The 24,693-nt window shown below is 67.8% G+C and carries 23 protein-coding genes; 15 read left to right on the forward strand and 8 right to left on the reverse strand.

What is annotated here, in order from left to right; all coding sequences use genetic code 11:
- On the reverse strand, window positions 1-184 hold a 184-nt coding region (locus E1261_RS23430), incomplete at its 3' end, for a helix-turn-helix domain-containing protein (RefSeq protein WP_165952625.1).
- A 100-nt stretch (window positions 185-284) separates the two neighbouring features.
- Between E1261_RS23430 and E1261_RS23435 the strand changes: the two genes are divergently transcribed.
- Entirely contained in the window at window positions 285-1,001 is a 717-nt protein-coding gene (locus E1261_RS23435) for an SDR family NAD(P)-dependent oxidoreductase (RefSeq protein WP_132409916.1), read from the forward strand.
- Window positions 1,002-1,048: 47 nt separating this feature from the next.
- Here the strand turns inward: E1261_RS23435 and E1261_RS23440 are convergent, their stop codons facing one another.
- On the reverse strand, window positions 1,049-1,594 hold the full coding sequence (locus E1261_RS23440; protein WP_202874957.1) for an NUDIX hydrolase family protein: 546 nt from the start codon (window positions 1,592-1,594) through the stop codon (window positions 1,049-1,051).
- A gap of 153 nt (window positions 1,595-1,747) precedes the next feature.
- Window positions 1,748-2,401 carry an AraC family transcriptional regulator gene (locus tag E1261_RS23445; protein WP_132409920.1) on the reverse strand — a complete coding sequence of 218 codons (654 nt, stop codon included), beginning with the start codon at window positions 2,399-2,401 and terminating at the stop codon, window positions 1,748-1,750.
- Window positions 2,402-2,503: 102 nt separating this feature from the next.
- Between E1261_RS23445 and E1261_RS23450 the strand changes: the two genes are divergently transcribed.
- Together E1261_RS23450 and E1261_RS23455 are read left to right on the forward strand one after the other, a co-directional pair.
- Window positions 2,504-3,244 (forward strand): phytanoyl-CoA dioxygenase family protein, encoded by a 741-nt coding sequence (locus E1261_RS23450; protein ID WP_238176389.1) that lies wholly within the window; start codon window positions 2,504-2,506, stop codon window positions 3,242-3,244.
- Window positions 3,245-3,255: 11 nt separating this feature from the next.
- Window positions 3,256-4,488, forward strand: coding sequence for an MFS transporter (locus E1261_RS23455; protein WP_202874959.1), 1,233 nt, complete (start codon window positions 3,256-3,258; stop codon window positions 4,486-4,488).
- Here E1261_RS23455 and E1261_RS23460 read toward each other — a convergent pair.
- On the reverse strand, window positions 4,485-5,225 hold the full coding sequence (locus tag E1261_RS23460) for a hypothetical protein (protein WP_132409922.1): 741 nt from the start codon (window positions 5,223-5,225) through the stop codon (window positions 4,485-4,487). The genes E1261_RS23455 and E1261_RS23460 overlap by 4 nt on opposite strands.
- Window positions 5,226-5,322: 97 nt before the next feature.
- On the opposite strand from E1261_RS23460, the gene E1261_RS23465 reads away from it, so the two are divergent.
- Window positions 5,323-5,967, forward strand: a complete 645-nt coding sequence (locus E1261_RS23465; RefSeq protein ID WP_132409924.1) for an IclR family transcriptional regulator — start codon at window positions 5,323-5,325, stop codon at window positions 5,965-5,967.
- Here E1261_RS23465 and E1261_RS23470 read toward each other — a convergent pair.
- Window positions 5,964-6,434 carry an Lrp/AsnC family transcriptional regulator gene (locus E1261_RS23470; protein ID WP_132409926.1) on the reverse strand — a complete coding sequence of 157 codons (471 nt, stop codon included), beginning with the start codon at window positions 6,432-6,434 and terminating at the stop codon, window positions 5,964-5,966. The genes E1261_RS23465 and E1261_RS23470 overlap by 4 nt on opposite strands.
- Before the next feature lie 151 nt (window positions 6,435-6,585).
- Between E1261_RS23470 and hppD the strand changes: the two genes are divergently transcribed.
- From hppD to E1261_RS23505, 7 genes are all read left to right on the forward strand, one after another.
- Window positions 6,586-7,788 (forward strand): 4-hydroxyphenylpyruvate dioxygenase, encoded by a 1,203-nt coding sequence (hppD, locus tag E1261_RS23475; RefSeq protein ID WP_132409928.1) that lies wholly within the window; start codon window positions 6,586-6,588, stop codon window positions 7,786-7,788.
- 150 nt (window positions 7,789-7,938) lie between these two features.
- A complete protein-coding gene (locus tag E1261_RS23480) occupies window positions 7,939-8,412 on the forward strand; it encodes a DUF2690 domain-containing protein (RefSeq protein WP_132409930.1) in 474 nt (157 codons plus the stop codon).
- Between the two features lie 56 nt (window positions 8,413-8,468).
- On the forward strand, window positions 8,469-9,845 hold the full coding sequence (locus E1261_RS23485) for an FAD-binding oxidoreductase (RefSeq protein ID WP_132409932.1): 1,377 nt from the start codon (window positions 8,469-8,471) through the stop codon (window positions 9,843-9,845).
- 142 nt (window positions 9,846-9,987) lie between these two features.
- Window positions 9,988-10,593 (forward strand): hypothetical protein, encoded by a 606-nt coding sequence (locus E1261_RS23490; RefSeq protein ID WP_132409934.1) that lies wholly within the window; start codon window positions 9,988-9,990, stop codon window positions 10,591-10,593.
- A 39-nt stretch (window positions 10,594-10,632) separates the two neighbouring features.
- Window positions 10,633-11,298 (forward strand): two-component system response regulator CseB, encoded by a 666-nt coding sequence (gene cseB, locus E1261_RS23495; protein ID WP_165952626.1) that lies wholly within the window; start codon window positions 10,633-10,635, stop codon window positions 11,296-11,298.
- Between the two features lies 1 nt (window position 11,299).
- Window positions 11,300-12,541, forward strand: a complete 1,242-nt coding sequence (locus E1261_RS23500) for a HAMP domain-containing sensor histidine kinase (RefSeq protein ID WP_132409938.1) — start codon at window positions 11,300-11,302, stop codon at window positions 12,539-12,541.
- A gap of 101 nt (window positions 12,542-12,642) precedes the next feature.
- Entirely contained in the window at window positions 12,643-13,062 is a 420-nt protein-coding gene (locus tag E1261_RS23505; RefSeq protein ID WP_132409940.1) for a hypothetical protein, read from the forward strand.
- Between the two features lie 57 nt (window positions 13,063-13,119).
- On the opposite strand, the gene E1261_RS23510 is transcribed toward E1261_RS23505, so the two are convergent.
- The gene (locus E1261_RS23510; RefSeq protein WP_132409942.1) at window positions 13,120-16,854 is read right to left on the reverse strand and encodes an endo-alpha-N-acetylgalactosaminidase family protein; all 3,735 of its coding nucleotides are present in this window, start codon (window positions 16,852-16,854) and stop codon (window positions 13,120-13,122) included.
- A gap of 191 nt (window positions 16,855-17,045) precedes the next feature.
- On the opposite strand from E1261_RS23510, the gene E1261_RS45400 reads away from it, so the two are divergent.
- From E1261_RS45400 to E1261_RS23520, 3 genes are read left to right on the forward strand one after another with little or no spacing between them, the layout of a single operon-like run.
- Window positions 17,046-17,219: a hypothetical protein gene (locus E1261_RS45400; RefSeq protein WP_165952627.1), complete on the forward strand. Its 174-nt coding sequence runs from the start codon at window positions 17,046-17,048 to the stop codon at window positions 17,217-17,219.
- Window positions 17,220-17,256: 37 nt separating this feature from the next.
- The gene (locus tag E1261_RS23515; protein ID WP_132409944.1) at window positions 17,257-20,133 is read left to right on the forward strand and encodes a lantibiotic dehydratase; all 2,877 of its coding nucleotides are present in this window, start codon (window positions 17,257-17,259) and stop codon (window positions 20,131-20,133) included.
- Complete coding sequence (locus E1261_RS23520) at window positions 20,130-21,401, forward strand: lanthionine synthetase C family protein (protein ID WP_132409946.1); 1,272 nt, start codon at window positions 20,130-20,132, stop codon at window positions 21,399-21,401. The genes E1261_RS23515 and E1261_RS23520 overlap by 4 nt, the downstream gene beginning before the upstream one ends.
- Here E1261_RS23520 and fahA read toward each other — a convergent pair.
- Both fahA and E1261_RS23530 read right to left on the reverse strand, forming a co-directional pair.
- Complete coding sequence (gene fahA / locus E1261_RS23525; RefSeq protein ID WP_132409948.1) at window positions 21,394-22,566, reverse strand: fumarylacetoacetase; 1,173 nt, start codon at window positions 22,564-22,566, stop codon at window positions 21,394-21,396. The genes E1261_RS23520 and fahA overlap by 8 nt on opposite strands.
- A complete protein-coding gene (locus E1261_RS23530) occupies window positions 22,563-23,405 on the reverse strand; it encodes a hypothetical protein (RefSeq protein WP_132409950.1) in 843 nt (280 codons plus the stop codon). The genes fahA and E1261_RS23530 overlap by 4 nt, the downstream gene beginning before the upstream one ends.
- A 73-nt stretch (window positions 23,406-23,478) precedes the next feature.
- Here E1261_RS23530 and E1261_RS23535 point away from each other — a divergent pair, with 73 nt between their 5' ends.
- A complete protein-coding gene (locus E1261_RS23535) occupies window positions 23,479-24,675 on the forward strand; it encodes a homogentisate 1,2-dioxygenase (RefSeq protein WP_132409952.1) in 1,197 nt (398 codons plus the stop codon).
- Window positions 24,676-24,693 lie beyond the last annotated feature (18 nt).

The raw sequence follows: 24,693 nt of genomic DNA on the forward strand, positions 1-24,693 counted from the left end.
GGCGTGGGCCGCGGGCCTGCTCCAGGCGGGTGTAGTAGTCGGTGGACATGGTGGCGAGGGTGGCGACCTCCTCACGGCGGAGGCCCGGCGTACGGCGACGGAGGCCGGCGGGTAGCCCGACATCGGCCGGCGTGAGGCGCTCTCGCCGTACCCGGAGGAACTCTGCCAGCTGCGTTCGGTCCACGCCTCCATGGTCGCAGGCGGCGCGAACGCCAGGCAGGGACTGCCGATCCCAGGCTCAGCTCGCTCTGCCACGCCCGGCGTCCGCGCACCAGCCTGGAGCCATGACTGACAACAAGATTGCGCTCGTCACAGGCGCCAACAAGGGCATCGGCAAGGAGATCGCACGACAGTTGAGCGAGGCCGGCTATCAGGTGCTCCTCGGATCGCGCGACCTGGGCCGCGGCGAGGAAGCAGCCAAGGACCTCGCCGGTACGACGGCCATCCAGCTCGAAGTGACCGACCCGGCGTCGGTGCAGGCGGCCGCGGACCGGATCGCGGCGGAGTACGGGCGACTGGACGTGCTGATCAACAACGCGGCGATCATCCCGGTCGGGGACACCGCGGTGTCGGAGGTGGCGAGCGACGTACTGCGGGATGGGTTCGAAACGAACGTGATCGGGCTGGTCGCGGTGACGCAGGCGATGCTGCCGCTCCTGCGGAAGGCCGAGCAGGCGCGAGTGGTGAACCTGTCCACCGGACTGGCCTCGTTCACGCTGGTCAGCGATCCGGATTCGCCGATGTCGACCATGCGGATCGTCGGCTACAACGCAACCAAGGCAGCGGTGAACATGGTCACCGTCATGCTCGCCAACGAACTCCGCGACACCGGCATCCTCGTCAACGCCGCCGACCCTGGCAACTGCGCCACCGACATGGGCGGCTGGGACGCCGCCCGCACCCCAGCCCAAGGCGCAGCCGTAGCCGTCCGCCTAGCCACCCTCGACACCGACGGTCCCACCGGCCAAGTCCACGCCGAAGCCGGCCAGCTCCCCTGGTAAGTCGCTAACGTCCGAAAACACGCCGACCACGCACTAATCTTCGGACGTTAGATCAGGGCGCCGGACCAGGCGAGGGCTTGTTTGAGGAGTTGGCCTCGGCCGCCTTCGAGGTCGGCCAGGAGCGACGGGGCGAGGGCTTCCTCGGGGGTCAGCCAGGTGAGTTCGAGGGCGTCCTGGCGGGGGTTGCACTCGCCGGTGACGGGGACGACGTAGACGAGGGCTACGGCGTGCTGGCGGGGGTCGTGCAGAGGGGTGAAGCCGGGGAGGGGGAAGTACTCGGCGACGGTGAAAGGGACCGGGCTGACCGGGAGGCGCGGGAAGGCGGCCGGGCCGAGGTCCTTCTCGATGTTGCGCTGGAGAGCGTCGCGGATGGTTTCGCCGTGGAAGACGCGGCCCGAGACCAGGGTCCGGACGATCTGGTTGGTCTGGGTCGAACCGCGGAGCAGGACGCCGACGTGCTCGATCTGCCCGGTCGCGTCGACGCGGGCCGGGACGGCCTCGACGTACAGGATCGGGACCCGGGAACGGGTCTCCTGCAGGGCCAGGTCGGACAGCCAGCCAGGGTTCGGGTCAGGCGTACGCACAGAAGTCACAGGCACATCTTTACCTATGGTCGTTCCGGACGATTCCCCGCCTACTGCGCTGCACTCGGCACGGCACCTCGCCGCACGGGAGGAAAGGCCACGATGAACCACATCGAGGCCTCCCCTCCCGCGCACCGATGCACCGCACCGAGCACATGCTCGCTACGGCGCGGAATCGTCCGGAACGACCGGCCGAAATGTCTCTCGGTAGCGGGTTGGACTCAGACCGAAATGGGCGCGGAAGCGGCGGGTGGCGTGGCTCGGGTCGGGCCATCCGACGAGGGTGCCGATGGTGGCGATCGGGAGCTCGGTCTCGATCAGGAGGCCGGCAGCGCGTTCGGCGCGGAGGCGGTTCAGGTAGGCGATCGGGGAGACGGAGGCGGTGCGGCTGAAGAGGCGGACGAGGTAGCCGGGGGCGAGGTTCACGGCGGCGGCCAGGCGGTCGAGGGTCCACCCGGCGGTCAGATCCGCTTCCAGCAATCGCATCGCATGTTGTACGGCGGGGTGCGGTGCCCCGGGCGTACCAGCTCCGGACAGCAGCCCGAAGACGTCGGTCCCGAGGTAGGCGTTCCGCACGACCAGACCGGAGCACTCCGAGTACCCGTGCCACTGCCCAGGCCGCAGTACGACGACCGCCCCGGCCGACAGTTCGCGCGATCCATCGGCCGACACGTGGACGGCGGTGCCCGCGACCACGACCGCGATCTCGAAGAACGCGTGACTGTGCGGAGCGACGTCAGCGTTCACCTCGAGCAGTTCCTCGGCGACCGGCAGCCGGAGATCTCCGAAGACGTCACTGCTCAGGATCTTGTGCATGAGGTCAATTCCAGTCAAGGAGTGGTCAATAGCCGTCTGGTCGTCATCCGCGGGGTCAGTCCAGGCTGGATGCGTCCGCTGCCGATGCGAGGAGTCACTCCGATGATCGATGAAAAGTCCATTTCTGCCTACCGCCGGGACGGCGTGGTCCGGATCCGCAACATCATCACGCCGGAGGAGGCGGCCAGGTTCCGGGACGCGGCGGTCGAGGAGAGTAACCGAGCGAGCGACTACGCCCCCGGCTCGGCGATCTTCAACCAGTACGTCAACGTGTGGCAGCAGAACGCCGTACTGCGTGAGCTCACCCTGCACCCGCGAGTCGCCGCAGCGGCGACCGCGCTCGCCGGAGTACCGCTCAAAATCTGGCACGACCACCTGCTGATCAAACCGCCCCACAACGGAGCGGCGACCGAGTTTCACCAGGATGCGCCGTACTGGCCGCACAGCGGTTCGCGGCAGTCGCTGTCCGCGTGGATCGCCCTGGTCGACGTGCCGGTCGAGCGCGGCTGTATGACGTTCATCCCCGGCTCGCACGACCACCAAGGACTGCGCGCCCAGGACCTCGCGGATCGCGACGACCTGTTCCGCGTCGCACCAGACCTGCAATGGGAGAAGCGGCTGACGATCCCCTTGAAGGCCGGCGACTGCACCTTCCACAACGCCTACCTCGCGCACTCCGCGACCCCCAACCTCACCGACGACCCGCGGATCGCGCACGTGACGATCTACATCGACGCGGAGACGACGTACACAGGTGGCGGTCATGTCGTCACCGATGGTCTCGGTCTCCCGGCAGGTCAATCGTTGGAGCACGCGAACTTCCCCAGGGTCGGCATGACATAAAGTGCGGATTCGTGCCGCTTCTCACCGACATCCGACCGCTTCGGGAGTCCGCCGATTTCCGCCGGTTGTGGATCGGCTCGACGGTGTCGCAGCTCGGTCAGCAGATGACCGCGGTGACCGTCTCGATCCAGGTGTACGCGCTCACGCACTCGACTTTCGCGGTCGGTCTGGTCGGCTTGTGCTCACTCGTTCCGCTGGTCGTCTTCGGCCTGTACGGCGGCGCGATGGCCGACGCGATCGACCGCCGGATGCTCGCGCTGTTCTCGTCGGGCGGTCTCTGGCTGCTGTCGATGGTCCTCGTCGTGCAGTCCCAGCTGCACTGGAACCAGACCTGGGTCCTGTACGGCGTCGTCGCGTGTCAGTCGGCGTGTTTCGCAGTGAACAACCCGGCGCGGGCGGCGATCATCCCGCGCCTGATCCGGCCGGAGCTGCTGCCGGCCGCGAACACGCTCAGCCAGGCCGCGTTCAACCTGGGTTTCACCGCCGGACCGCTGATCGGCGCGGCGGTGATCGCCTGGCACGGCTTCGCGGCGGCGTACCTGGTCGACGTCCTCACGTTCACCGCGGCGCTCTACGCACTGTTCCGGCTGCCACCGGTGCCACCGACCGGGCTGGTACGGCGGGCCGGGCTGCGCTCGGTGCTCGAAGGGTTCACGTTCCTGCGTGCCGCGCCGGCCCTGCTGGCGACGTTCCTCGCGGACATTCTGGCGATGGTGTTCGCGCAGCCGCGGGCACTGTTCCCAGCGGTCGCGGGCGGGTTCTTCGCCGGGGGAGTGCGGACGGTCGGACTGCTCCAGGCCGCACCGGCGATCGGCGCGCTGGTCGGCGTGCTGTTCTCCGGCTGGGTGACGCGGGTCCGGCGGCAGGGGGTCGCGATCGTGGTCGCGATCACGGTGTACGCGACGGCTGTCGGGCTGTTCGGCTTGGCCCGGACGATCTGGCTGGGCGTCGCGCTGCTCGCGTTGTCGGGCGCGGCCGACATGGTCAGCTCGGCGTACCGGAACACTGTGCTTCAGTCCGCGGCGCCGGATGCGATGCGCGGGCGGCTGCAGGGCGTCTTCATCGTGGTCGTGGCCGGTGGGCCGCGCCTCGGAGACTTCGTCGCCGGTACGACGGCCTCCCTGACCACCCCGACCATCGCCCTGCTCGGCGGTGCCGCGGTCTGCATCGTCGGCCTGCTCATCCTGCTGGCCCGCAACCGCCCGTTCCGCGTCTACGACTCCGAGGTCCGCGCCCTCAGCTAACCGCCGGTCACCAGTTTGCCGAGGACCTTCGGCCAGGACAGGGCGTCGGCGTCGATCCGCTGCATCTCCTTGCCCCCGACGGTGACGAGCTTGCGGTCGGCCAGCGGCTGCTTGAGCTTGAACGAGGTGAGCGACACGCCGGTGTCGCCTGGGCACGGCGCGTCGGTATCGACGAACACGGTGATCTTGTCATCGGCCTCCTCGACCCGGAGATCCATCGCGCACTCGATCGACGTACCGAGCAGCAGTGTGTCGTTCTCGTACTTCGGCGGGTTCTGGATCCAGCGCAGGTACGACGGCTTCTTCTTCTCGATCACCTGGTAGACCGTGACCGGCTGGGGCTTCTCCTCGAAGGTCGGGCCGGTGCCGTCACCGATGAACGTCCCGAAGATCATCGAGATGCAGGGGTCCTCGGAGGACTTGCTGTCGATCGCGCCGAAGGCCTTGGCCGCGGTGTAGCAGCCGTTGGACTCCCGGTTCAGGCTGACGTTGAAACCGACCAGCGCGAGCGCGCCGGCCACCAGCAGCCCGGCCAGCATCCGCCGCGACCTGATCTGCTGCGGCCCGAGCGTCCCGGCCGGTTGCCCGGCCTCGGCCTGGTCGTCCTCCGGGTACTGGCGGAACAGGTTCAGCACCGTCTTGGTCCACTGCGGATTGATCAGCGTGGGGATCGCGTAGAGCAGGATCAGCCCCACGATGACGGCGATGGCGGGGAGGAGCGCCCAGTAATTTCGCACGGCAGCAAGATACGGGGTGCACGGGTTCTCAGTAGTCGGCGCCGCCCCACGGGCGGTGTCGTTCCACGGGCTTCGCCCGAGCGGATAGGCTTCAGAGGTGCCCGCAGAGACCTCCCAGACGCTCGACCGGGGACTGACCGTCCTCGAGTTGCTGGCGGACGCGCCGGACGGTCTCTCGATCACCGAGCTGGCCGCCGCGCTGCGGGTCAGCCGGACGGTCGTCTACCGCCTGGTGAACACGCTCGAGCTGCACCGATTGGTGCGCCGCGACAGCGAGGGACGGGCCCGGCTCGGCCTCGCCGTCCTGCACTACAGCCGCCGGGTGCAGCCCACGCTCCGTGACGCCGCCCTCCCGGTCCTCCGCTCACTGGCCGAAGACACCGGCGCCACCGCCCACCTGACGGTCGCAGACGGTGACGAAGCCCTGGCCATCGCGGTCATCGAGCCGTCCTGGACCGACTTCCACGTCTCGTACCGGATGGGCTCCCGGCACGCCCTCGACCAGGGCGCGGCCGGCAAGGCGATCCTGGCCGGCCGCCGCAAACCCGACCCCGCCGGCCGCCCCTTCGTCGTCACCTCCGGCGAACTCCAGGCCGGCGCTCAAGGCGTCTCTTCCCCGGTCCTCGGCGTACCAGGCGTCGAAGCCTCCATCGGCGTCGTGGTCCTCGGCAAACTCGACCGCGACTTCGTCGGCCCCCGAGTAGCCCGAGCCGCCGTAGAAGTAGCCAAACGCCTCGCCTAACCCTTGGTGGCGGCCTCTACCAGGGGGAGGACTCGGTGGGGGATTTGTTCGGCCAGGGCTATCACGGTGCTGGCTCGTTGGATGCCGCGGACTTTGACGACCTGGTCGATGACGCGTTGGAGGTCGGCGTTGGAGCGGGCGACGATGCGGCACCAGAGGTCCTCGGCGCCGGTGATGGTGTGGACCTCAAGGACTTCGGGGATCCGGGCCAGGGCGGCGGCGACGCCGGAGTGGCCGGAGCCTTGCTCGATCTGGAGGGTGGCGAAGGCGGTCACCGGGTAGCCGATGGCGGTGGTGTCGATGTCGGGGCCCCAGCCGCGGACGACGCCGTCGCGGTGCAGGCGGTCGAGGCGGGCCTGGACGGTACCGCGGGCGACGCCGAGCCGGCGGGACGCCTCCAGTACGCCGACCCGTGGCTCGGCCGCGAACAGCTCCAGGATCCGGGCATCCAGCGCATCCACTGACATGACGCCTCCCGCGATAGTCAGACTGACCAAATAGTCCAGCAGAGTCCACCACATACTAGGCAGATTGCGCACTCATACAACAAACTCTTGCGCAACCTGCATGGCGACAACCAGGCTCGGCGTACTGATCCGAAATCTGGAGGAGCCACCGATGACCAGCACCGACCTCACCCCCGCAGAGCTCGACGCCGATCTCGACCTCGACCAGCTCAAGCAGCTCGTCGGCCTGGTGCCGTACGACGAGAGCACCGACCCGTTCCCGGTGACCGCGATGGACGCCGTGGTGTTCGTCGTCGGCAACGCCACTCAGACCGCGAAGTACTACCAGCTCGCCTTCGGGATGGACCTGGTCGCGTACTCCGGTCCGGAGCACGGCAACAAGGACCACAAGGCGTTCGTGCTGAAGTCCGGATCGGGCCGGTTCGTCATCACCGGCGGGGTCGCCCCGGACAGCCCGCTGAACGATCACCACCGCAAGCACGGTGACGGTGTCTCCGACATCGCGCTCGAGGTGCCGGATGTGGACAAGTGCATCAAGCACGCCCGCGAGCAGGGTGCGACCGTGCTCGAGGAGCCGAACGACATCAGCGACGAGCACGGCACGGTCCGCCGGGCGGCGATCGCGGCGTACGGCGACACCCGGCACACGCTGATCGACCGCAGCAACTACCACGGCCCGTACCTGCCCGGCTTCGTCAAGGCCGAGACCCAGGTGCAGCGGCCGGAGGGCCACCCGAAGCGGCTGTTCCAGGCCATCGACCACGTGGTCGGCAACGTCGAGCTCGGCCTGATGGACGAGTGGGTCACCTTCTACAACAAGGTGATGGGCTTCGTGAACATGGCGGAGTTCGTCGGCGACGACATCGCCACCGACTACTCGGCGCTGATGAGCAAGGTGGTGGCCAACGGCAACCACCGGGTCAAGTTCCCGCTGAACGAGCCGGCCATCGCGAAGAAGAAGTCGCAGATCGACGAGTTCCTGGAGTTCTACGACGGCGCCGGCGCCCAGCACATCGCCCTGGCCACCAACGACATCCTGCGCACGGTGGACATCATGCGGGCCAACGGTGTCGAGTTCCTGGCCACACCGGACTCGTACTACGAGGACCCGGAGCTGCGGGAGCGGATCGGCCACGTCCGGGCGCCGATCGAGGAGCTGCAGAAGCGCAAGATCCTGGTCGACCGCGACGAGGACGGCTACCTGCTGCAGATCTTCATGAAGCCGCTCGGCGACCGGCCGACCGTCTTCTACGAACTGATCGAGCGGCACGGCTCGCTGGGCTTCGGTAAGGGCAACTTCAAGGCCCTGTTCGAGGCGATCGAGCGCGAGCAGGAACGCCGCGGCAACCTGTAATCGCTTGCCACCGGCAACGGGCGACGGCGACACACCGCCTGTACGGCGTGTCGCCGTCCGATTACCGGAATGACTGTTAAGGCAGGGGTTGTTCGCGTAGTGTGCGTTCCTGAACGCGCGTCGGGGCGTGTGTTCAGGAAGGGTTTCATCATGAGGACTCTGGGCATTCTGCTCAGCACCGCGGGCCTTGCCGGGGTGGGCGCCATCGCGCTGACCATCGCGCCGGCCCAGGCAGCCGAAGCCGCTGCTTGCTCGGGTGCACGATCCATTTCGTCCGCGCAGATGCTGCGTGATCACCGTCCGCCGAGCTGGGGCTCGGTCCGGTTGATGCGCGACAACTGCTCGCAGTACTGGGCCGAGGTCGTGATGGATTCACGACTGCCCGCCAACGCCAGAGCCAACGCGTTCCTGGTGCAGTACGGCGGGACCAACAACGGCCGCGTGCTGAACTGCAACAGCAGTGGTGGTAACGGCATGGTCGTTCAGGGCCAGCGCACCTGCCGCACTCCCAAGGTGCGGACCACCAACAACAACATCAGTTTCGCGGCCATCGGCCGGGAGTACCACAACTACGGCGGCGGCTACGAGGAGATCTCGGAGAACGCCACCGCCAAGGCCCGCTGAAAATCAGGACACGGCAACCCACCCGCCACGGCACCCACTTCACCTAGGCTCGCGCTATGAGTGAGGTTCTCGAGGAGCTGCGGCGGGTGTTGCCGCCTGAGGCGTTGGTGACCGACCCGGACCGGATGGAGAGCTACCGGTACGACCGGGCCATGTTCTGCCCGGCCGGGATGCCCATCGCTGTCGTCCTGGCCCGGGAGACCGCCCACGTCCAGGCTGCGGTCAAAGTCGCCGCCGCGGCCGGCGTGCCGGTGGTCCCGCAAGGAGCACGATCGGGCCTCTCGGGGGCGGCGAACGCGCTCGAGGGCTGCATCGTGATCTCGCTGGAGAAGATGGACAAGATCCTCGCGATCGAGCCCATCGACCGGTACGTCGTCACCCAGCCGGGAGTGTTCAACGCCGTACTGTCCCGTGCCGTGGCCGAGCAGGGGCTGTTCTACCCGCCGGACCCGTCCAGCTGGGAGTTCTGCTCGATCGGCGGCAACCTCTCCACGAACTCGGGCGGTCTGTGCTGCGTCAAGTACGGCGTCACCACCGACTACGTGCTCGGTCTCGAGGTGGTCCTGGCCGACGGCCGGATCCTGCGCACCGGCCGGAAGACCGTCAAGGGCGTCGCGGGGTACGACCTGACCAAGCTGCTCGTCGGCAGCGAGGGGACGCTCGGCATCATCACCGAGGCGACCCTGGCGCTGCGTCCGGAGACGGCCCGCCCGCGGACGATGGCCGCGCTGTTCAGCAGCGGTGTCGCGGCCGGCGAGGCGATCGTGGAGATCATCCGCAGCGGGGTCTCGCTGAGCCTGCTGGAGATCATGGACCGTACGACGATCGCCGCAGTCAACTCGTACAAGCGGATGGATCTCCCGACCGAGGCGGCCGCGATGCTGATCGCCCAGTCCGACGCAGGCGGTGAGGCGGGAGCGGCCGATGTCGCCGCGGTGGCCAAGCTCTGCCGCGACAACGGGGCGATCGAGTGCATCGAGGCGGACGACCCGGCCGAGGGTGAGCTGCTGCTGGAGGCCCGGCGGGCCGCGCTGGTCGCGCTCGACCAGCTCGGTACGACGATGATCGACGACGTCTGTGTTCCGCGGTCCCGGCTGGCCGACTTCATCGGTGCGGTCGAGGCGCTGGCCACCGAGCTCGACATTACTGTCGGTGTCCTGGGGCATGCTGGTGACGGCAACATGCACCCGACGGTGGTCTTCGATCCGACCGACCCAGGCCAGGCCGACCGGGCGCAACAAGCGTTTGACCGGATCATGGAGGTGGGGCTCGAGCTGGGTGGCACCATCACCGGTGAGCACGGCGTCGGCGTACTGAAACGAGCCTGGCTGGCCGAGGAGATCGGTCCGGTCGCGGTCGACGTGCACCGCGCGATCAAGGCCGCGCTCGACCCGCAAAATCTGCTCAATCCCGGCAAAGTGGTGGAGAGCTGAGGGCTGTGACTCAACCGCAACGGAACTGCCGGGGCCATTCGACGTCCATGGCCGTCGAATGTGACGTGAGCCCAGCACTATGGAAGGTAGTTGTCTGAATCTCCCGGGGGAATCATTGATGAGGCAGGGTAGGAGGCGCCCTATGCGTATGCAGCGCCTACTCGCCCCTGCTGTCGCGGCCGTGGTGGCACTGGCCGTCCTGTCCGGCTGTGGGAACGGCAGCGGCCTGCGGGTCGAGGGTGCCGAGCCTGCCGAGGGTGGTTCGGTGAGTCCGCGGGTGGCTGCGCCGTCAGCGACGACCTCTCCCAGCGTCCGCTCGAAGCCGGTCCAGGCCGCCCCGCTGACCGAGATTCGGACCAGATTGCTCGCCGACAGAGGCCTCGACAGCCACTCGCGGGCGATTCTGGTGAAATGCACAGTGATTTCGCGTTGCCTAGGGCCTGGTCCGACCGTTGATGTTATGCACAGCGGTGTTCCCCAGCAGGTCGTCTACATCCACACCCTGGAAAAGTTCGTGTTCGGTGCCTTCCTGATGGCGCTCGAACCGGCCGGCCCGCGGCGGATCTGGAGCCTGAAGGTGGATCAGCCGACGATCAACGCCAATCCCCAGGGTGACCTGGTGGTCGCATCCGAAATCTTCCAGCCGGACGACAAGCCCTGCTGCCCCTCCGAGGGCAAGGTCGAGGTCTACCGTTGGGACGGTCGGCAGATGACCAAGGTGAGCTCGACGGACCAAAAGGGAGACTGAAGTTCGGTGGTACCGGAAGAACCGGCAGCGCGCATTCTCATGGTCGAGGACGACGCGGTGATCCGTGAGGCGACACAGTTGACCCTCGAGCGGCACGGCTACGACGTCACCACGGCCGAGGACGGCCTGGAGGCGATCGAGCGATTCGAGAAGATCCATCCCGATGTGGTGATGCTGGACATCATGCTGCCCGGGCTGGACGGGATCTCGGTGTGCCGCCGGATCCGGGAGACGAGCACGGTCCCGATCGTGATGGTGTCCGCGCGCGGTGACGCGCTGGACGTCGTCCTCGGGCTCGAGGCGGGTGCCGACGACTACGTCACCAAGCCGTTCGACACCCAGGTCCTGGTGGCACGGCTGCGGGCCGTGCTGCGGCGGGCGGTCTCCGACCCCGAGCGCCCGGCCCCGGCCGCGGGCTCCGGTGTGGAGTCGTTCGGCGACCTCGAGCTGGATCGGGAGGCTTTGGAGGTACGCCGCAGTGGCGCGACCGTCCAGTTGACGCCGACCGAGCTCAAGTTGCTGATCGAGTTCGCGAACAACCCGGGTGTGGTGCTCAGCCGGTCCACGCTGCTGCAGCGGGTCTGGGACTACGAGTGGGGTGGCGACGGCCGCCTCGTCGACGTCCACCTGCAGCGTCTGCGGACCAAGATCGGTGCCGACCGCATCGAAACCGTCCGCGGATTCGGATACAAGCTGCGAGCGTGAGATGGGCCTGAGGGGAAAACTCGGGCTCATCTTCCTGCTGGTCTCGGCGCTGGCGATCCTGGTGCTCTGCGTGGCGGTGTACACGCAGGCCCAGTCGGCGCGCCTGGATCGGACGCGGAGCTTCGCCGACGAGCGGCTGCAGCTCGCGGCGCAGAGCTACGACCAGACCGAGATCCCGGTCTTCGGGTCGAAGGTGGACGATCCGGAGCTGCCGGCGCAGTTGCGATCGGCGGTGCTGGAAGGGAAGCGGGCGACCTTCAAGACCGGTTCGCCGAACTCGAAGATGTGGGCGGCGGTGACGGTCAAGGACGGCAAGATCCTCTCGATCGTGCAGGACTACGAGACCACCGACGACTCGATGCGGGCGCTGCAGCAGGCCCTGATCGTCGGCGGTCTCGGCACGGTCGGCCTGGTCGCGCTGGTCAGCGTGATCCTGGCCGGCGGCCTGTCCAAACGGATCGTGGCCGTCGCCAGTACGGCGCGCCGGATCGCCGCCGGTGATCTGGACGCGTCGGCGACCGAGGCGGTCGGCAAGGGCAAGGACGAGGTGTCGTCCCTGGCCGCGGCCCTGGACACTATGGCCAGCTCACTGCGCGGTCAGCTGGAGGCGGAGCGGCGGTTCACCGCCGACGTCGCCCACGATCTCCGTACGCCGGTCACCGGGCTGACCACCGCGGCCGAGTTGCTGCCACCCGGCCGGCCCAGTGAGCTGGTCCGGGACCGGGCGAAGGTGTTGCGCCGTCTGGTCGAGGATCTGCTGGAGATCGCCCGGTTCGACTCGGGCGTGGAGCAGGCTGATCTGGAGCTGGTCGGGCTCGGGGCGTTCGTCGGGTCCGCGGTCGCCCGGTTGCGGATGCAGCAGTCGCTCGCTCCGGACAGCGTCGTCGTACAGCTGAACGGGAAGGACGAAACGGTCTCGACCGACTCCCGCCGGATCGAACGCATCCTGGCGAACCTGATCGTCAACGGGCTGCGGCACGGTCGCCCGCCGATCGAGGTGACGGTCACCGGCCGGATCGTCGAGGTCGTTGACCACGGCAACGGTTATCCCGAGGAACTGATTGCCGAGGGCCCCCGTCGGTTCCGCTCCGGGATGGCCGAGCGTGGCGTCGGCCACGGTCTCGGTCTCACCATCGCGGCCGGCCATGCCAAGGTGCTCGGCGCCGAGCTGACCTTCGGTACGGCGCCGGACGGCGGAGCGCTGGCTCGCCTGGTCCTGCCTGCACTGGAGAGCGATGCCTGATGCCTGTGACGAACTCTTAACACAACCTCTTGCGGAGTCCGGGCGTCTCCTCTGGTGAAAGGCTCACAAGAGCCTGGACCAACGAGGGGAAAATAAACATCATGCGCAACCGTTCGCAGTTCGTCCGTCGTACCGCCGCCACCGTCGCGGGTGTCGCTCTCGCCGCCACCGGGTTCGGTGTCGCCGGCGCACTGCAGGCCAACGCCGCAGACACGAAGCCGGTCGCGGTCACCCAGCCGGCCGTCGCGAAGTCGGTCACCATCAAGGCCGACAAGACCACCGCGAAGGCATGGGCCAAGGTTTCCTTCACCGGCAAGACCACCGGGATCGCCAAGAACACGGTCGTCCAGGTGCAGCGCCTCGAGAACAACAAGTGGGTCAACTTCCCCGCCACCACCAAGGTGACCGCGAAGTCCACCTACTCGGTGTGGGTCCAGAGCGGCCGCGTCGGCGTCAACAAGTTCCGCGTCGTCGCCGCCAAGACCGCCAGCCCCGCGGTCGCCGTCACCATCACCAAGTGATCTGAGGAACAGGAGCGGCGCCTAGCTCCCCTCGGGGGGAAGCCAGGCGCCGCTGAGTCATCGAGTGCCGTAAACGTTGAGTTCGGCGGCTGAGCCGAAGACTGCTCCGTTCAGGGAACTGGTGCCGACGAACTTCACGTAGCGGCCGGCGACAGCGGCGAAGTCGACCCGCTGCACCGCCGTCGAGTTCGGGAACTGCCCGGTCGCCACCGGCGAACCCCAGCTCTGTCCATCCGCACTCACGTAGATCTCGTACCCCTTGAACATCCCGTTCGTCCCCGACTGCCGAGGCAGGTAGCTCAAACCGTTCACCTGGTACGTCGACCCGAGGTCGAGCGTGACGTGATGCGGGAAGGTCGCCGGGGTGCTCACCTCGGACCACGCGGAATGCCAGAGTGTGCTGGGATTCCCGTCCAAAGCCGCGGTCGCCGCGCCACCGGTCCCGGTGTCCTCACTGCTCACGTCAGCAACCTTCATCCGCGACTGCGGCACGATCCCCGGCGGCAGCACCGTCGCCTCCGCGGTCGTCACGGACGGACCGCCCGTTGCCGTGAGCACGTACTTTCCTTCGGCCGTTCCCGCCGGGGGAGTGACATCCCAGGTCGTCTTCACGGTGGCCCCGGCCGCAACCGAGCTGTACGTCGCCGGCGAGGTCGCCGCGATCGTCCAACCTACCGGCCCTGTCAGGCCCAGCGTGATATCGGCCGCGGCCACGACATCGTTGTTGGTGAACGACGTCGTGATCGTGTTCGCCTCACCAGAAACCAGACCGCTCGTCCCGGTCACAGCCACCGACGTGCAGTCGGCCGGCTCGGACGTCGCGCCGAGATCGGTCACGGCGAAGTTGTCCATGATGAAGTCGGTCTGGTTGCCACCGTCGCTCAGCTTGCGCAGCCCGACCCAGTTGTCGCCGCCGCACCCGGCCACAAACTCCTGATTCATCGGAGCCTTCGTCCGCTGCTCACCGATCGGTATCGCCTTGATTTCAACAGCTTCCGGCCGATCCACCCCCTGCACCCAGGCGTACTGTCCGGCCCGCCCACTCGCGTAGTCGAAGCTGACCTTGTACTTGTGCCCCGGCTGGAAGTTCACCGTCCACGGCACAGTCCGATAGACGAGTCCCTCGTTCTCCTCGTGTGACTTGAGCGACCACTCGCCATCCAGTACGTCGTCAACCAGCTTCCCGTTCCAGCCAGCCTGCGTGTACGGCGCGTGCTTGCGCGCGAGCACGGTCCGCGGATCGGTCACGCCGCCGGCGTCACCCTTGACGAACGGTCCCCAGCCCTGGTCGACGTTCTCGAAGCCCTCCGTGGCGGTCTTCGTGGTCTCGACCACCCGCACGTCATCGATCCGCACCTTCGCCGGACCGGCCGCGGCGCTGATGCTCAACGAAGCCGTCGAACCCTTGGCAGTAAAGACAACCCGCGCCCGCTGGTAGTAGCCCCCGTGCTTGTCGTCCGAAGCGACCTGGTTCTTTGCAGTCGACCGAACCACTGCAGTGCGAACACCGTCCACAGTGATCGTGGTCGGACGGGACTTACCCGGTTCGACCTCGATCCACGCCGACGCGCTGTAGGTCTTCCCAGCAGTCAGACCGGTGATCTGCTGCCGCACCGACGAAGAGCGTGTGCCAAGCGACGCAACGTGCTGCCCGGTCGGCAAGGTGTCGATGGTCGCACCGCCAGAAGCGTTCCAGGCCTGCAGGTTGCCCGCGTTGAAGCCCGGATCCTGCAGATGCGTGCCATCACCCCAGTACGCCGGTTTCGCAGCAGGCGCGGCGATCGGGTAGAGCACGTACGGCTGGCCCGCGACCGCGTCCAGCGTGACGGAGCCACGCCGTACCGGCACTGTGCCGACCTGGACGCGACCGGTGTCGGTCAGTTTGTAGACGCCGAAGCTCGGGGCCCACGACAGGGCAGACGGGATCTGCCAGGTCGTCCTGCCGCCGGTCGGGTTGTAGTGGTAGAGCTTCTTGTTCCCATCCCACGGCAGCAGGTACTTGTCACCATCGAGCACCTTCGCGCTGCCGACGTACAGAGTGCGCTTGCCGTCGGCAACAACCCCGCGGACGCCGCCGGTGAAGCCGATCTCGCCGGAGTTCCAGTCGCTGATCTTCTGCTGCTGAAGGAACTTCGTCGGCAGGTTCTTCTGCCAGATGTTCGCGTAGAACTTGTTCCAGTCGACCTCGCCGGTCCAGCCCTCGAACTCGACCAGGCTGGCCTGACCCAGGATCGGATCGTTGTTCCAGACATCCTTCTCGTGGTTGCGGACGAACCGGATGATCTGCGAGTTCAGGCCCTTGTTGGTCGCGCCGCCGTAGTCGAGGTCGGTGGCCCAGTGCGACCACAGCGACGTGCGCTCGTGCCGGTCGGCCCACTCGGTGGCGATCTGCCAGCCCTGGTCGCCGAGCTGCCGGGTCAGTCCGTCGGCCAGCCAGCCGGACTGGTAGTAGACGTCGATGTAGAGCTCTTGGAGGTTCTTGTCGGTCTCGTCGCGCAGTTGCTGGAACCGCTTCACGATGTTGCCCGAGGCAAGGTCCGGACGCTGCTTGATGTAGTAGCTCTGGTTCAGCCAGTTCCAGCCCTTGGCGTTCTTGTCGACCAGGTCCTCGCTGAAGGCGTTCGCCTCCGGATACGACTCGGTCGCGTTCACGTGCACACCGAAGCCGGCGTTCCAGCTCTTGCCCTTCTTCAGCAGCGTGTTCAGGTCGGCGAGCCCACCCGCACGAACGTTGTAGTTGCCGCCGTAGTCGGGGTGCGCGGAGTCGTGCCCCTCGGAGCCGTAACCCTTCAGGATCGCCATCTGCCCGAGCCCGTCGGTGGCCAATGAGATCCGCTTGACGTCGTCCAGCGTGCGCAGGAACGGATGCGTCGCCTGGCTCGCGAAGTTGAACGGGATGTGCGTGATCACCCGGTCCTTGACCTGATCGCCGCCTTTCGGCTCGGTCATGATCGAGCGGAACGCGATCGCGCCGTCCTGCCAGTCGACCGTCTTGTCCTTGTTCGCATCCGGAGTCACCACAACCTTTGCCCACGGCAACGGCTCCGTGTACGGCGACGTGTCCGCGCGGTAGGTCCATTGACCACTCCACACGCCGACCCGGGTGCTCCCGTCGGTCCCCTTCCGCGCGCGATGCCAGAGCCGCGCGCCGTCGTCGACGGACTGCCCGGCCGGCTTGTCGTAGATCGAGTTCGACTCGATCCCCGCGGCCAGCCCACTCGTGTTCACGAACGCGTACGTCGCTCCGACCGCCGCGGCATCGGCAGGCGTCGTACCGGTGACCGACGCGATCTTGTCCGCAGTCCGCGTCGAGTCCGGATCGAGTGTGGTGAACGCCGTTGTCGCTCCGGCATCCGTGCTCGCCACCGAGACCAGGTCGTGGTCCGGGATGTCGATCGTGTGGACGCGGCTGCTCTCGGTGTCGCGGACAGCGTCGATCCGGAACGTCGTGACACGACCGGCCAGGCTCAGACTCGCGTCGAGCTCAACCCCCGGCAGCGCATCGAACGCCAGCTTGTACGACGCCGTGCCGCCACTGACCGTCGGTTCCGCGGCGAGGTGCGCAGTCCGCGCGACCCCGTCGATCGTGACCGCCGACAACGCCTCGGTGCGCCCGGCCAACGCCTGACCGGACGCGTTCTCGACGTACTTGATCACGCGCGGGAAATCAGCTCCCACCGTGACCGTCAACTCACCCGACCGCAGCGTCAGGTCACCCGCCGCCTGGGCCCCCGTCGGGACCGTCAGGACCCCAGCGACGAGTACCACCGCACACCCCACTGAACGTTTCATGCGCAGAAAGTTCGCACGTAAGCGCTAACTAGTCAAGAGAAACGAACACTAATGAACAAAACCGGCCTGGTGGCGAAATGGTGAAAAGGCACCGTTGTGCAGGAGTTATGTGTTGCTTTCAAACAGCTGACAGTGCTGGACTGATTGCCCCCTGTAGCAAAGGCGATCCCTGAGCGAAAGGCAGACCATTCATGACCCCCACTGCGTTCGACCTGGACATCGATGTCATCCCGGTGTCCGACCCGACCCGCCACGAGCCGGTCGGCCCCGATGAAGCCCAGCAGGTAGACGAGAAGTGCAGTCTCACGCCGGGCACCGTGAACACCTATCCGGTCGGCATCGCCGCATGCTGGCTGTGCTGCTGACAGGCGCACGCTGACCGAGCGCACGCCCGGTCCGGGATTGTTCCGGGCCGGGCGACCCGCTGTCCTCCGCCTGTCGGCGACCCGCCGCAGCGCTGTCGCCGACGGTGATCCCAGCAGCCTCGACGAGCTGCGGCATGCCGTCCGCGCGCTGGCCGCTGATCCCTTACTGACCGAGGCGATCGCCGTCTCCAGCGCCTCGCTGGCCGCGAGCCTGGACCGGATCGACGACCTCGACCGCGCGAAGCTCGAGCGCGTCCTGCTGGCTGTGAGCCGCTACCAACTCCGGGCCGGCGGACGTCCGACGCCGTTCGGACTGCTGGCCGGCGTCACACGTGTCTCCTTGGAGGACGGCGCCAAGGTCCGCATCGGTACGGCGCATCAGCGCGTCGTGCACGCGGACGCAGGCTGGCTGCACCTGCTGGTCCGCGAACTGTGCCGTGAGCCGGCCAACCGACAGACGCTGCGTGTGGTGGTGAGCAACCTGGTCGAGGTCCGCGGCGACCGAGTCGTCCTCCCATACCTGCGCAAACTCGACAGTGACACCGCCTCGGGCCGCGCCCTCTCGATCGCCAACGGCGTAGCCGTGCAGGCTGTTCTCGCCGCTGCCCAACAGCCGATCGAGTACGCCGAACTTCACGCGCTGCTGTTGTGCGACATCCCCGAAGCCACGCCACAGCACGTGGACACGCTGCTGGGTGGCCTGATCGACCGCGAGATCCTCCTGACCGACCTCGCCGGTCTGACCCTTGGTGAGCTGGCTGACCGGTTCGATGACGAGCGGCTCCGCCCTGCCGCTCGTCAGCTGACCGCGTATGCCGAAGGTCATGGCAACCTCCGCGAGCTCGTCACCGCGATGCGTGAACTCGTGCCGAGCGAGCGCCCACCGGTGCAGGTGGATCTGCGGATGGACGCGGATGTCGTGCTGCCGACTGCGGTTGCTGATGAGGTGGCTCGGGTTGCTGAGGTGTTGTGGCGCTTGGCGCCGCACGGGGAGGCGCTGCCGAACCTCAAGGCGTTCCACCAGGAGTTCCTCGAGCGGTACGGCGTCGATCGCGTCGTACCGGTGCGTCAGCTGCTCGATCCACACCTCGGGCTCGGTGCTCCGTCGGAGTATCGGCAACCGCCGACCGAGCGGAACAAGATCCCGATGCCGGGGAATCCCTACCCGGCCTGGCGGGATGAGCTGCTGGGCGAGTGGGTCGCGGAGCTCGACGGATGGGAGCTGCAGCTCGACGACGCCATGATCGACCAGCTCGCCGGTGAGCAGGACGACGCGCCACCTGACTCGCTGGACCTGTGCGTGCAGGTCCTGGCCGAGTCACCGGACGCGGCCGCGCGGGGTGAGTACAGGCTGGTCTGTGGCGCCGGTGCGGGTGCGGTGAGTGCCGGGGCAATGTCCGGCCGGTTCGCCGACCTGCTGGATCTGACGGCCGAGCTGCAAGAGCTCGTGTCGGCTGACCGCGACGCTCCGGTTCCGTTCCAGCTGGAATTCCAGCCGGCCGACCCGCGCTTCGGCAACGTGCTCCGGGTGCCGCGGCTGCTGCCTGCGCTGTCGGTCGGAACGTTCGCCGAAGGTGCTCTGGGGGTCGACAAGATCCGGGTCGGCAGTACCGGGGAGCGGTTCTACTTGGTGGCCGATGGCATCGATCGGGAGATCACCGTCATCCGGCCGCACATGATCAACATGGCCACGGCAGCACCGAACGCGGCCCGATTCGTCGCCGGAGTCGCGCTGGCCGGTCGGCGCTTGTGGACCCCATGGCAGTGGGGACGCCTTGACGCCCTCGCGCGATTGCCACGGGTGCGCTACGGCCGCACGATCCTCGCACCGGCCCGCTGGCGCGTACCGCGAGGACTCACCGGCTCCGAACTCGACCGTTGGCGGACCCGGCAGCAGGTGCCAGACGTCGTGCGCATCACGAGCGGCGACAACCACCTCGATCTGGACCTGCGGCTGCCCCTCCACCGCCGGATCTTCGAGGACGAACTCAAGCGCACTCGCGTCATCACTGAGTCACCACTCGAGTACGGCGGCTTCGGCGTCACCGCGGGTCATGCGAACGAGCTCGTCGTGCCGGTGGTCGCGCGTGCTCCGCGCCCCGCCGTACCGCGGACGAGGGCGTGGCAGACCGCCGCCGGCAAGCGGCATCGGCCGGGTGGTGAGTGGATCTCGGCCAAGGTCTACGCGCAACCGGACAGTCATGACGGGTTGCTCGCCAAGCAGGTGCACGCGCTGCTCCGACGGCTTCCGGGTGGTGTCGATCGCTGGTTCTTCCTTCGCTACAAGGATCCTGACGCACACCTCCGGTTGCGTTTCCATGGAGCTGAGGTGCTGCCCGTGCTCAACGACTGGGCGGAGGAGACGGCGGCTGCGGGTGCGCTGCGCTCGCTGGTTCTCGACGAGTACGAGCCCGAGGTCGCCCGGTACGGCGGTGCGGACGCAATGCGCCCCGCCGAGCGTCTGTTCCAGACCGACAGTGCGGCCGTGATCGGTCAGCTCCAGCTCCGGGCGGCCCGCCGGCTCGACCTGCCGATCGAGACGTTGGTCGCGGCGAACCAGGCCGATCTGCTCGCCTCCCTCGGTGACTGGGACTGGCAGAAGTGGGTCCTGAACGCGTTCCCGATCGCCTTGTCGAACGACGTCCCACCGGCGCACCGGAAGGCGGCGATGCCGGTGATCGACGAGCCCCCGGCCGACGTCGTACCGCTGTGGACACCACGACGAGCGGCCGCACGCGAGTACGGCGAACTGATCGGAATCGGCACGGACGCCGTACAGCATCAGGCGATCGGCGCGGTCCTCCACCTGCACGCCAATCGGTTGCTCGGGACCGATCGGGCCGCTGAGCAACGTGCGTACGGGCTGCTGCGAGCGGCGGTCCGGCGGCAGGTCGGCCGGAGGGAGCATCGATGACCCGGGAACGCGCGGCAGGAATCGCCGCCGAGCTGGCCGACCGGCTCCGGGATCCCGATCGGGTGATCGCGGCAACAGTTGCCAACGGCACCGAGATCGAGATCGGCAATGTCCCTTGCCCGCCGTGGGATCCGCCGACGTTGTCGCGTGGACCGGGTGCGCTCGCGATCCTGTTCAGTGAACTCGGGCAGGCGGAGGACGCACATCGCTACCTTCGGCTCACCATGGACGCGTGTGCGCAGTTGCCGCTCGACGGACCATGTGAGGGTCTCGGGTCCCTCGTCTCCGCGGCACGGATCGCGGGTAGCGCCTACGAGCCGTTGCTGGCGCGGCTCGACGCCCGGGCCGTCGAGCAGGCGCGGTACCTGATCGCCGCCCACGCGGCGGCACGTGGCGCGGGCCGGCCGACCACTGCCGGGGTGGTCGACCTGATCGGCGGCCTCACCGGCATCGGCCGCTATCTGCTGCACCGCCGTTCGGATGCGCTGCCCGACGTACTCACGGCCTTGGTCACGTTGACCGAACCGGTCGAGGTCGCCGGGGTGAAGGTCCCGGGCTGGTGGTACGACGCGACCTCGAAGACCGTGGTCGGCGAAGGGTTCGAGCACGGCCAGCTGAACTTCGGCCTCGCGCACGGCGTTCCTGGACCGCTCGGTCTGCTCGCTCTGGCCTGGGACGCCGACGTCCGGGTCGCGGGTCAGGATGAAGCGATCGCGGCGATGGCCGACTGGCTGGTCGAGTGGCAGGAGATCGATGCCTTCGGCCCCTACTGGACCGGCCACATCAACCTGGACTACTACGTCAACCGGGTGCGGCAACCGAAGCCGGCCCGCGCGTCGTGGTGCTACGGAGCGCCCGGGATCGCCAGGTCGCTCGAGCTCGCGACCAAGGCCTTGGATCGCCCGGAGTGGGAGTCGGCCGGGCTGGCCGCCGTCCGATCGCTCGTCGCGCGGCCGATGGACGATTGGGCGGTGACCGATGAGGCCTTGTGTCATGGCTGGTCCGGCCTGCTGCACATGTTCGCCGGCCTGGATCGTCGGCGTCCCGGTGAGTTCACCGCGGTCACCGAGGCCATTGCCGAGCGGCTGATCACGGCGTACGACCCGGACACGCCGTTCGGCTATCGCTACTACCAGCCGATGGCCGAGCTGTGGCTCGACCTGCCCGGGCTCCTGGAGGGTGCCGCCGGGATCGCGTTGGCGCTGGATTCCTATGCGCGCAACGCGGATCCCCGCAGCGAGTGGGACACGTTGTTGCTGCTCAACTGACCGCCGGGGTGATCCTTCCGGTGACTTCGCCGAGGCCGATCGGGCCGGCGTGGGCGGTGATGGTGACCTCGTCGCCGTCCTGCAGGAAGGTGTAGTCCTTGCCGTCGACGGTGATCGGTTCGCGGCCGGCTTTGGTGAGCTCGATCAGGGAGCCGAGCTGGTCCTGTTCGGTGCCGCTGACGGTGCCGGAGGCGTAGAGGTCGCCGGTGCGGATCGAGGCGCCGTTCACCGTCATGTGGGCGAGCATCTGGGCGGGTGACCAGTAGATGTCGCGGTACGGCGGGGTGCTCACCAGGTGGCCGTTGATGCGGACCTCGAAGGTGATGTCGTAGTTCACCAGGTTCTTGCCGGCCAGATACGGAAGCACCGGCGGATCCTGGGCCGGCAGGTCGACTGTCGCAGATTCGAGCGCGTCGAGTGACACGACCCACGGGGAGATCGAGGTGGCGAACGATTTGCCGAGGAACGGGCCGAGCGGGACGTACTCCCAGCCCTGGATGTCGCGGGCGGACCAGTCGTTCACGACCACGACGCCGTACACATGCTCGTGGAAGTCCTCGACGGAGACCGGCTTCCCGAGGGCGGACGGGGTGCCGACGACGTAGCCGAGCTCGACCTCGATATCGAGGCGCTGGGACGGCCCGTACGTCGGTGCTGCCGCGTCGGGCGCCTTGAGCTGGCCGGACGGGCGGACGATATCGGTGCCGCTGGCAACGACTGTGCCGGCCCGGCCGTGGTAGCCGACCGGGAGGTGTTTCCAGTTCGGGAGCAGGGGTTCGGCGTCCGGGCGGAAGAGCCGGCCGAGGTTCGTGGCGTGCTGCTCGGAGGCGTAGAAATCGACGTAGTCGCCGACCTCGATCGGCAGCAGCATTGTCACCGCGGACTGCGGGATCAGGTGTGGTTCGACGGCGTCGCGATCGTTGACCAGGTCGAGCAGCCAGGCCCGGGTCTCGCTCCAGACCGGGCGACCGAGAGCGAGGAATGCGTTCAGAGTGGGCTGGGCGAACACGTCGGCCAGCTCCGCGGACGCGACTGGCGCGAGGTCGATGATCTGGTCGCCGATGGCGGCGCCGATCCGCGGCTCCTGGTCGCCGTGCCGGAACACGCCGAGCGGCAGGTTGTCCGCCCCGAACGGCGATCCGTCCGGGATATCGATCCAGCTCACAAGCCCTCCATCAGGTTCAATGCGGTCAAATCGGTGCGCGGCTCGTCGATGCTGCAGGATCCGAACGAGTGGAACCACCGCCGGGTCCCCGTCACCTGCGCCTCGGACAGGTCACGCGCTTGCGCGGCGAGCGCCGTACCGTCGCGAGAAGCCAGTACGGCGGCCACCTCGTCCGGCGAGGCGCCGTCGAGTGAGGCTCGGGTTGCCAGCAGCACATTCAGGAAGCCGTGGTGCTCGAAGCCGGTGTCCGATGCGGTGTGCCGGACGGCGTTGTGCAGACCGGCCGTGCACTTGAAGGCGACCTCGCGGTCGAGGCAGGCCGTGATGTAGGCGGCGACCTGCTGCTCGGTCGGGAACAGGTCCGCCTCGAGGCCGCCGGTGCGCAGCTTGGCGTGGTACCCGTGCTCGGCGATCAGATCGAGGGATCCCTCCCAATTGCCGTCCATCCCGGTCTCGACGTACGCGCTCTCGTCGTCCAGGTACTCGTCGCACATCCGGACGACGCGGTCGGCGTTCCGGGACATGTCCTCGGACAGCCGCAGTCGCACCTCGACAGCGGCCAGCTCCACGTCGGGGGAGCGGCGGGCCCACATCACCGCGGGCTCGATCGCGCCGGCGCCGCCGGTGACCACGACCGAGACGCGGAGGGGGTCGGTTGCTGCTTCAGCAACGTTCATCAGGTCGGTGTCGGTGCACACGAAGGTTCTGACGAGATCGGCGTACGGCGCGGCGCGGTGCGCGTGGTGGGCAGTGACGGCCTCGGTCAGCGGGAGCTCGCCGGGTGGGAACATCGCCGCGTCGTCGACCAGGTGCCGGTACAGGGCAGGGACGGTTGACATGGCTCCGAGCCTAACGGATGCTTTCGGTAAGCGGACGCATGCGTTCGATTATCGTACTCGGGAGTCTGAAGAGATGACGTTCTACCGGCAGGTCGGGGAGATCCCACCCAAGCGGCACACGCAGTTCCGGAACGCGGACGGTGGTTTGTACTACGAGGAGCTGATGGGCGAGGAGGGCTTCTCGTCGGACTCGTCGCTGCTCTACCACTCCGGAGTCCCGTCGGCGATCGTCGATTCGCAGATCTGGGAGCTGCCCGATCTGGCCACGGTCCCGAACCACCCGCTCACGCCGCGGCACCTGAAACTGCATGACCTGTTCGGTGACACGTCGGCCAGCAATGTGGTCGAGCATCGGCGGCTGGTGCTGGGGAACGGCGACGTACGGATTTCGTACGTCGTTGCCGAGCAGCCCTCGCCGTACTACCGCAACGCCATCGGCGACGAGTGCGTGTACATCGAGAAGGGCACGGCCTCGGTCGAGACGGTCTTCGGGGTGCTGCAGGCGGTCGAGGGCGACTACGTGATCATCCCGCGGGCGACCACGCACCGCTGGCTGCCGGGTCCGAACGGTGTGCACGCGTACTGCATCGAGGCGAACTCGCATATCGCGCCGCCGAAGCGGTACCTGTCGCGGTACGGGCAGTTCCTGGAGCACTCGCCGTACTGCGAGCGTGACCTGCACGGGCCGACCGAGCCGTTCACGGTCGAGGGGACGGATGTCGAGGTGCTGGTGAAGCATCGCGGTCATGGCCCGAGCGGGATCGTCGGCAGCCGGATGACGTACGCGACGCATCCGTTCGACGTGGTCGGCTGGGACGGCTGCCTGTACCCGTACACGTTCAACGTGAGCGACTACGAGCCGATCACCGGCCGGATCCACCAGCCGCCACCCGTGCACCAGGTGTTCGAGGGCTACAACTTCGTCATCTGCAACTTCGTGCCCCGCAAGGTCGACTACCACCCGCTGTCCGTGCCGGTGCCGTACTACCACTCGAACGTCGACTCCGACGAGGTGATGTTCTACTGCGGCGGCGACTACGAGGCCCGCAAGGGCTCCGGCATCGCCCTCGGCTCGATCTCCCTGCACCCCGGCGGCTACGCCCACGGCCCGCAACCGTCCTCGATCGAAGCCTCCCTCGGCGCCGAACGCTTCGAGGAACTAGCCGTCATGGTCGACACCTTCCGCCCCCTCGAACTAGGCGAAGGCGGCCTATCCGTCGACGACGGCGTCTACGCCTACACCTGGGCCGGCCGCCGCCTCCACCCCTGACCCCGCACCTTGAGCACC

It is taken from the genome of Kribbella albertanoniae, assembly GCF_004348455.1.
GTDB classification, from domain to species: Bacteria; Actinomycetota; Actinomycetes; order Propionibacteriales; family Kribbellaceae; genus Kribbella; species Kribbella albertanoniae.

What these genes read in the sequence shown, in the direction of transcription:
- E1261_RS23435 (WP_132409916.1), top strand. Translation starts at nt 285, where the DNA reads ATGACTGACAACAAGATTGCGCTCGTCACAGGCGCCAACAAGGGCATC.
- E1261_RS23445 (WP_132409920.1), bottom strand. Translation starts at nt 2,401, where the DNA reads ATGCACAAGATCCTGAGCAGTGACGTCTTCGGAGATCTCCGGCTGCCG.
- E1261_RS23450 (WP_238176389.1), top strand. Translation starts at nt 2,504, where the DNA reads ATGATCGATGAAAAGTCCATTTCTGCCTACCGCCGGGACGGCGTGGTC.
- E1261_RS23470 (WP_132409926.1), bottom strand. Translation starts at nt 6,434, where the DNA reads ATGTCAGTGGATGCGCTGGATGCCCGGATCCTGGAGCTGTTCGCGGCC.
- hppD (WP_132409928.1), top strand. Translation starts at nt 6,586, where the DNA reads ATGACCAGCACCGACCTCACCCCCGCAGAGCTCGACGCCGATCTCGAC.
- E1261_RS23480 (WP_132409930.1), top strand. Translation starts at nt 7,939, where the DNA reads ATGAGGACTCTGGGCATTCTGCTCAGCACCGCGGGCCTTGCCGGGGTG.
- E1261_RS23485 (WP_132409932.1), top strand. Translation starts at nt 8,469, where the DNA reads ATGAGTGAGGTTCTCGAGGAGCTGCGGCGGGTGTTGCCGCCTGAGGCG.
- E1261_RS23490 (WP_132409934.1), top strand. Translation starts at nt 9,988, where the DNA reads ATGCGTATGCAGCGCCTACTCGCCCCTGCTGTCGCGGCCGTGGTGGCA.
- cseB (WP_165952626.1), top strand. Translation starts at nt 10,633, where the DNA reads ATGGTCGAGGACGACGCGGTGATCCGTGAGGCGACACAGTTGACCCTC.
- E1261_RS23500 (WP_132409938.1), top strand. Translation starts at nt 11,300, where the DNA reads ATGGGCCTGAGGGGAAAACTCGGGCTCATCTTCCTGCTGGTCTCGGCG.
- E1261_RS23505 (WP_132409940.1), top strand. Translation starts at nt 12,643, where the DNA reads ATGCGCAACCGTTCGCAGTTCGTCCGTCGTACCGCCGCCACCGTCGCG.
- E1261_RS23510 (WP_132409942.1), bottom strand. Translation starts at nt 16,854, where the DNA reads ATGAAACGTTCAGTGGGGTGTGCGGTGGTACTCGTCGCTGGGGTCCTG.
- E1261_RS45400 (WP_165952627.1), top strand. Translation starts at nt 17,046, where the DNA reads ATGACCCCCACTGCGTTCGACCTGGACATCGATGTCATCCCGGTGTCC.
- E1261_RS23520 (WP_132409946.1), top strand. Translation starts at nt 20,130, where the DNA reads ATGACCCGGGAACGCGCGGCAGGAATCGCCGCCGAGCTGGCCGACCGG.
- E1261_RS23530 (WP_132409950.1), bottom strand. Translation starts at nt 23,405, where the DNA reads ATGTCAACCGTCCCTGCCCTGTACCGGCACCTGGTCGACGACGCGGCG.
- E1261_RS23535 (WP_132409952.1), top strand. Translation starts at nt 23,479, where the DNA reads ATGACGTTCTACCGGCAGGTCGGGGAGATCCCACCCAAGCGGCACACG.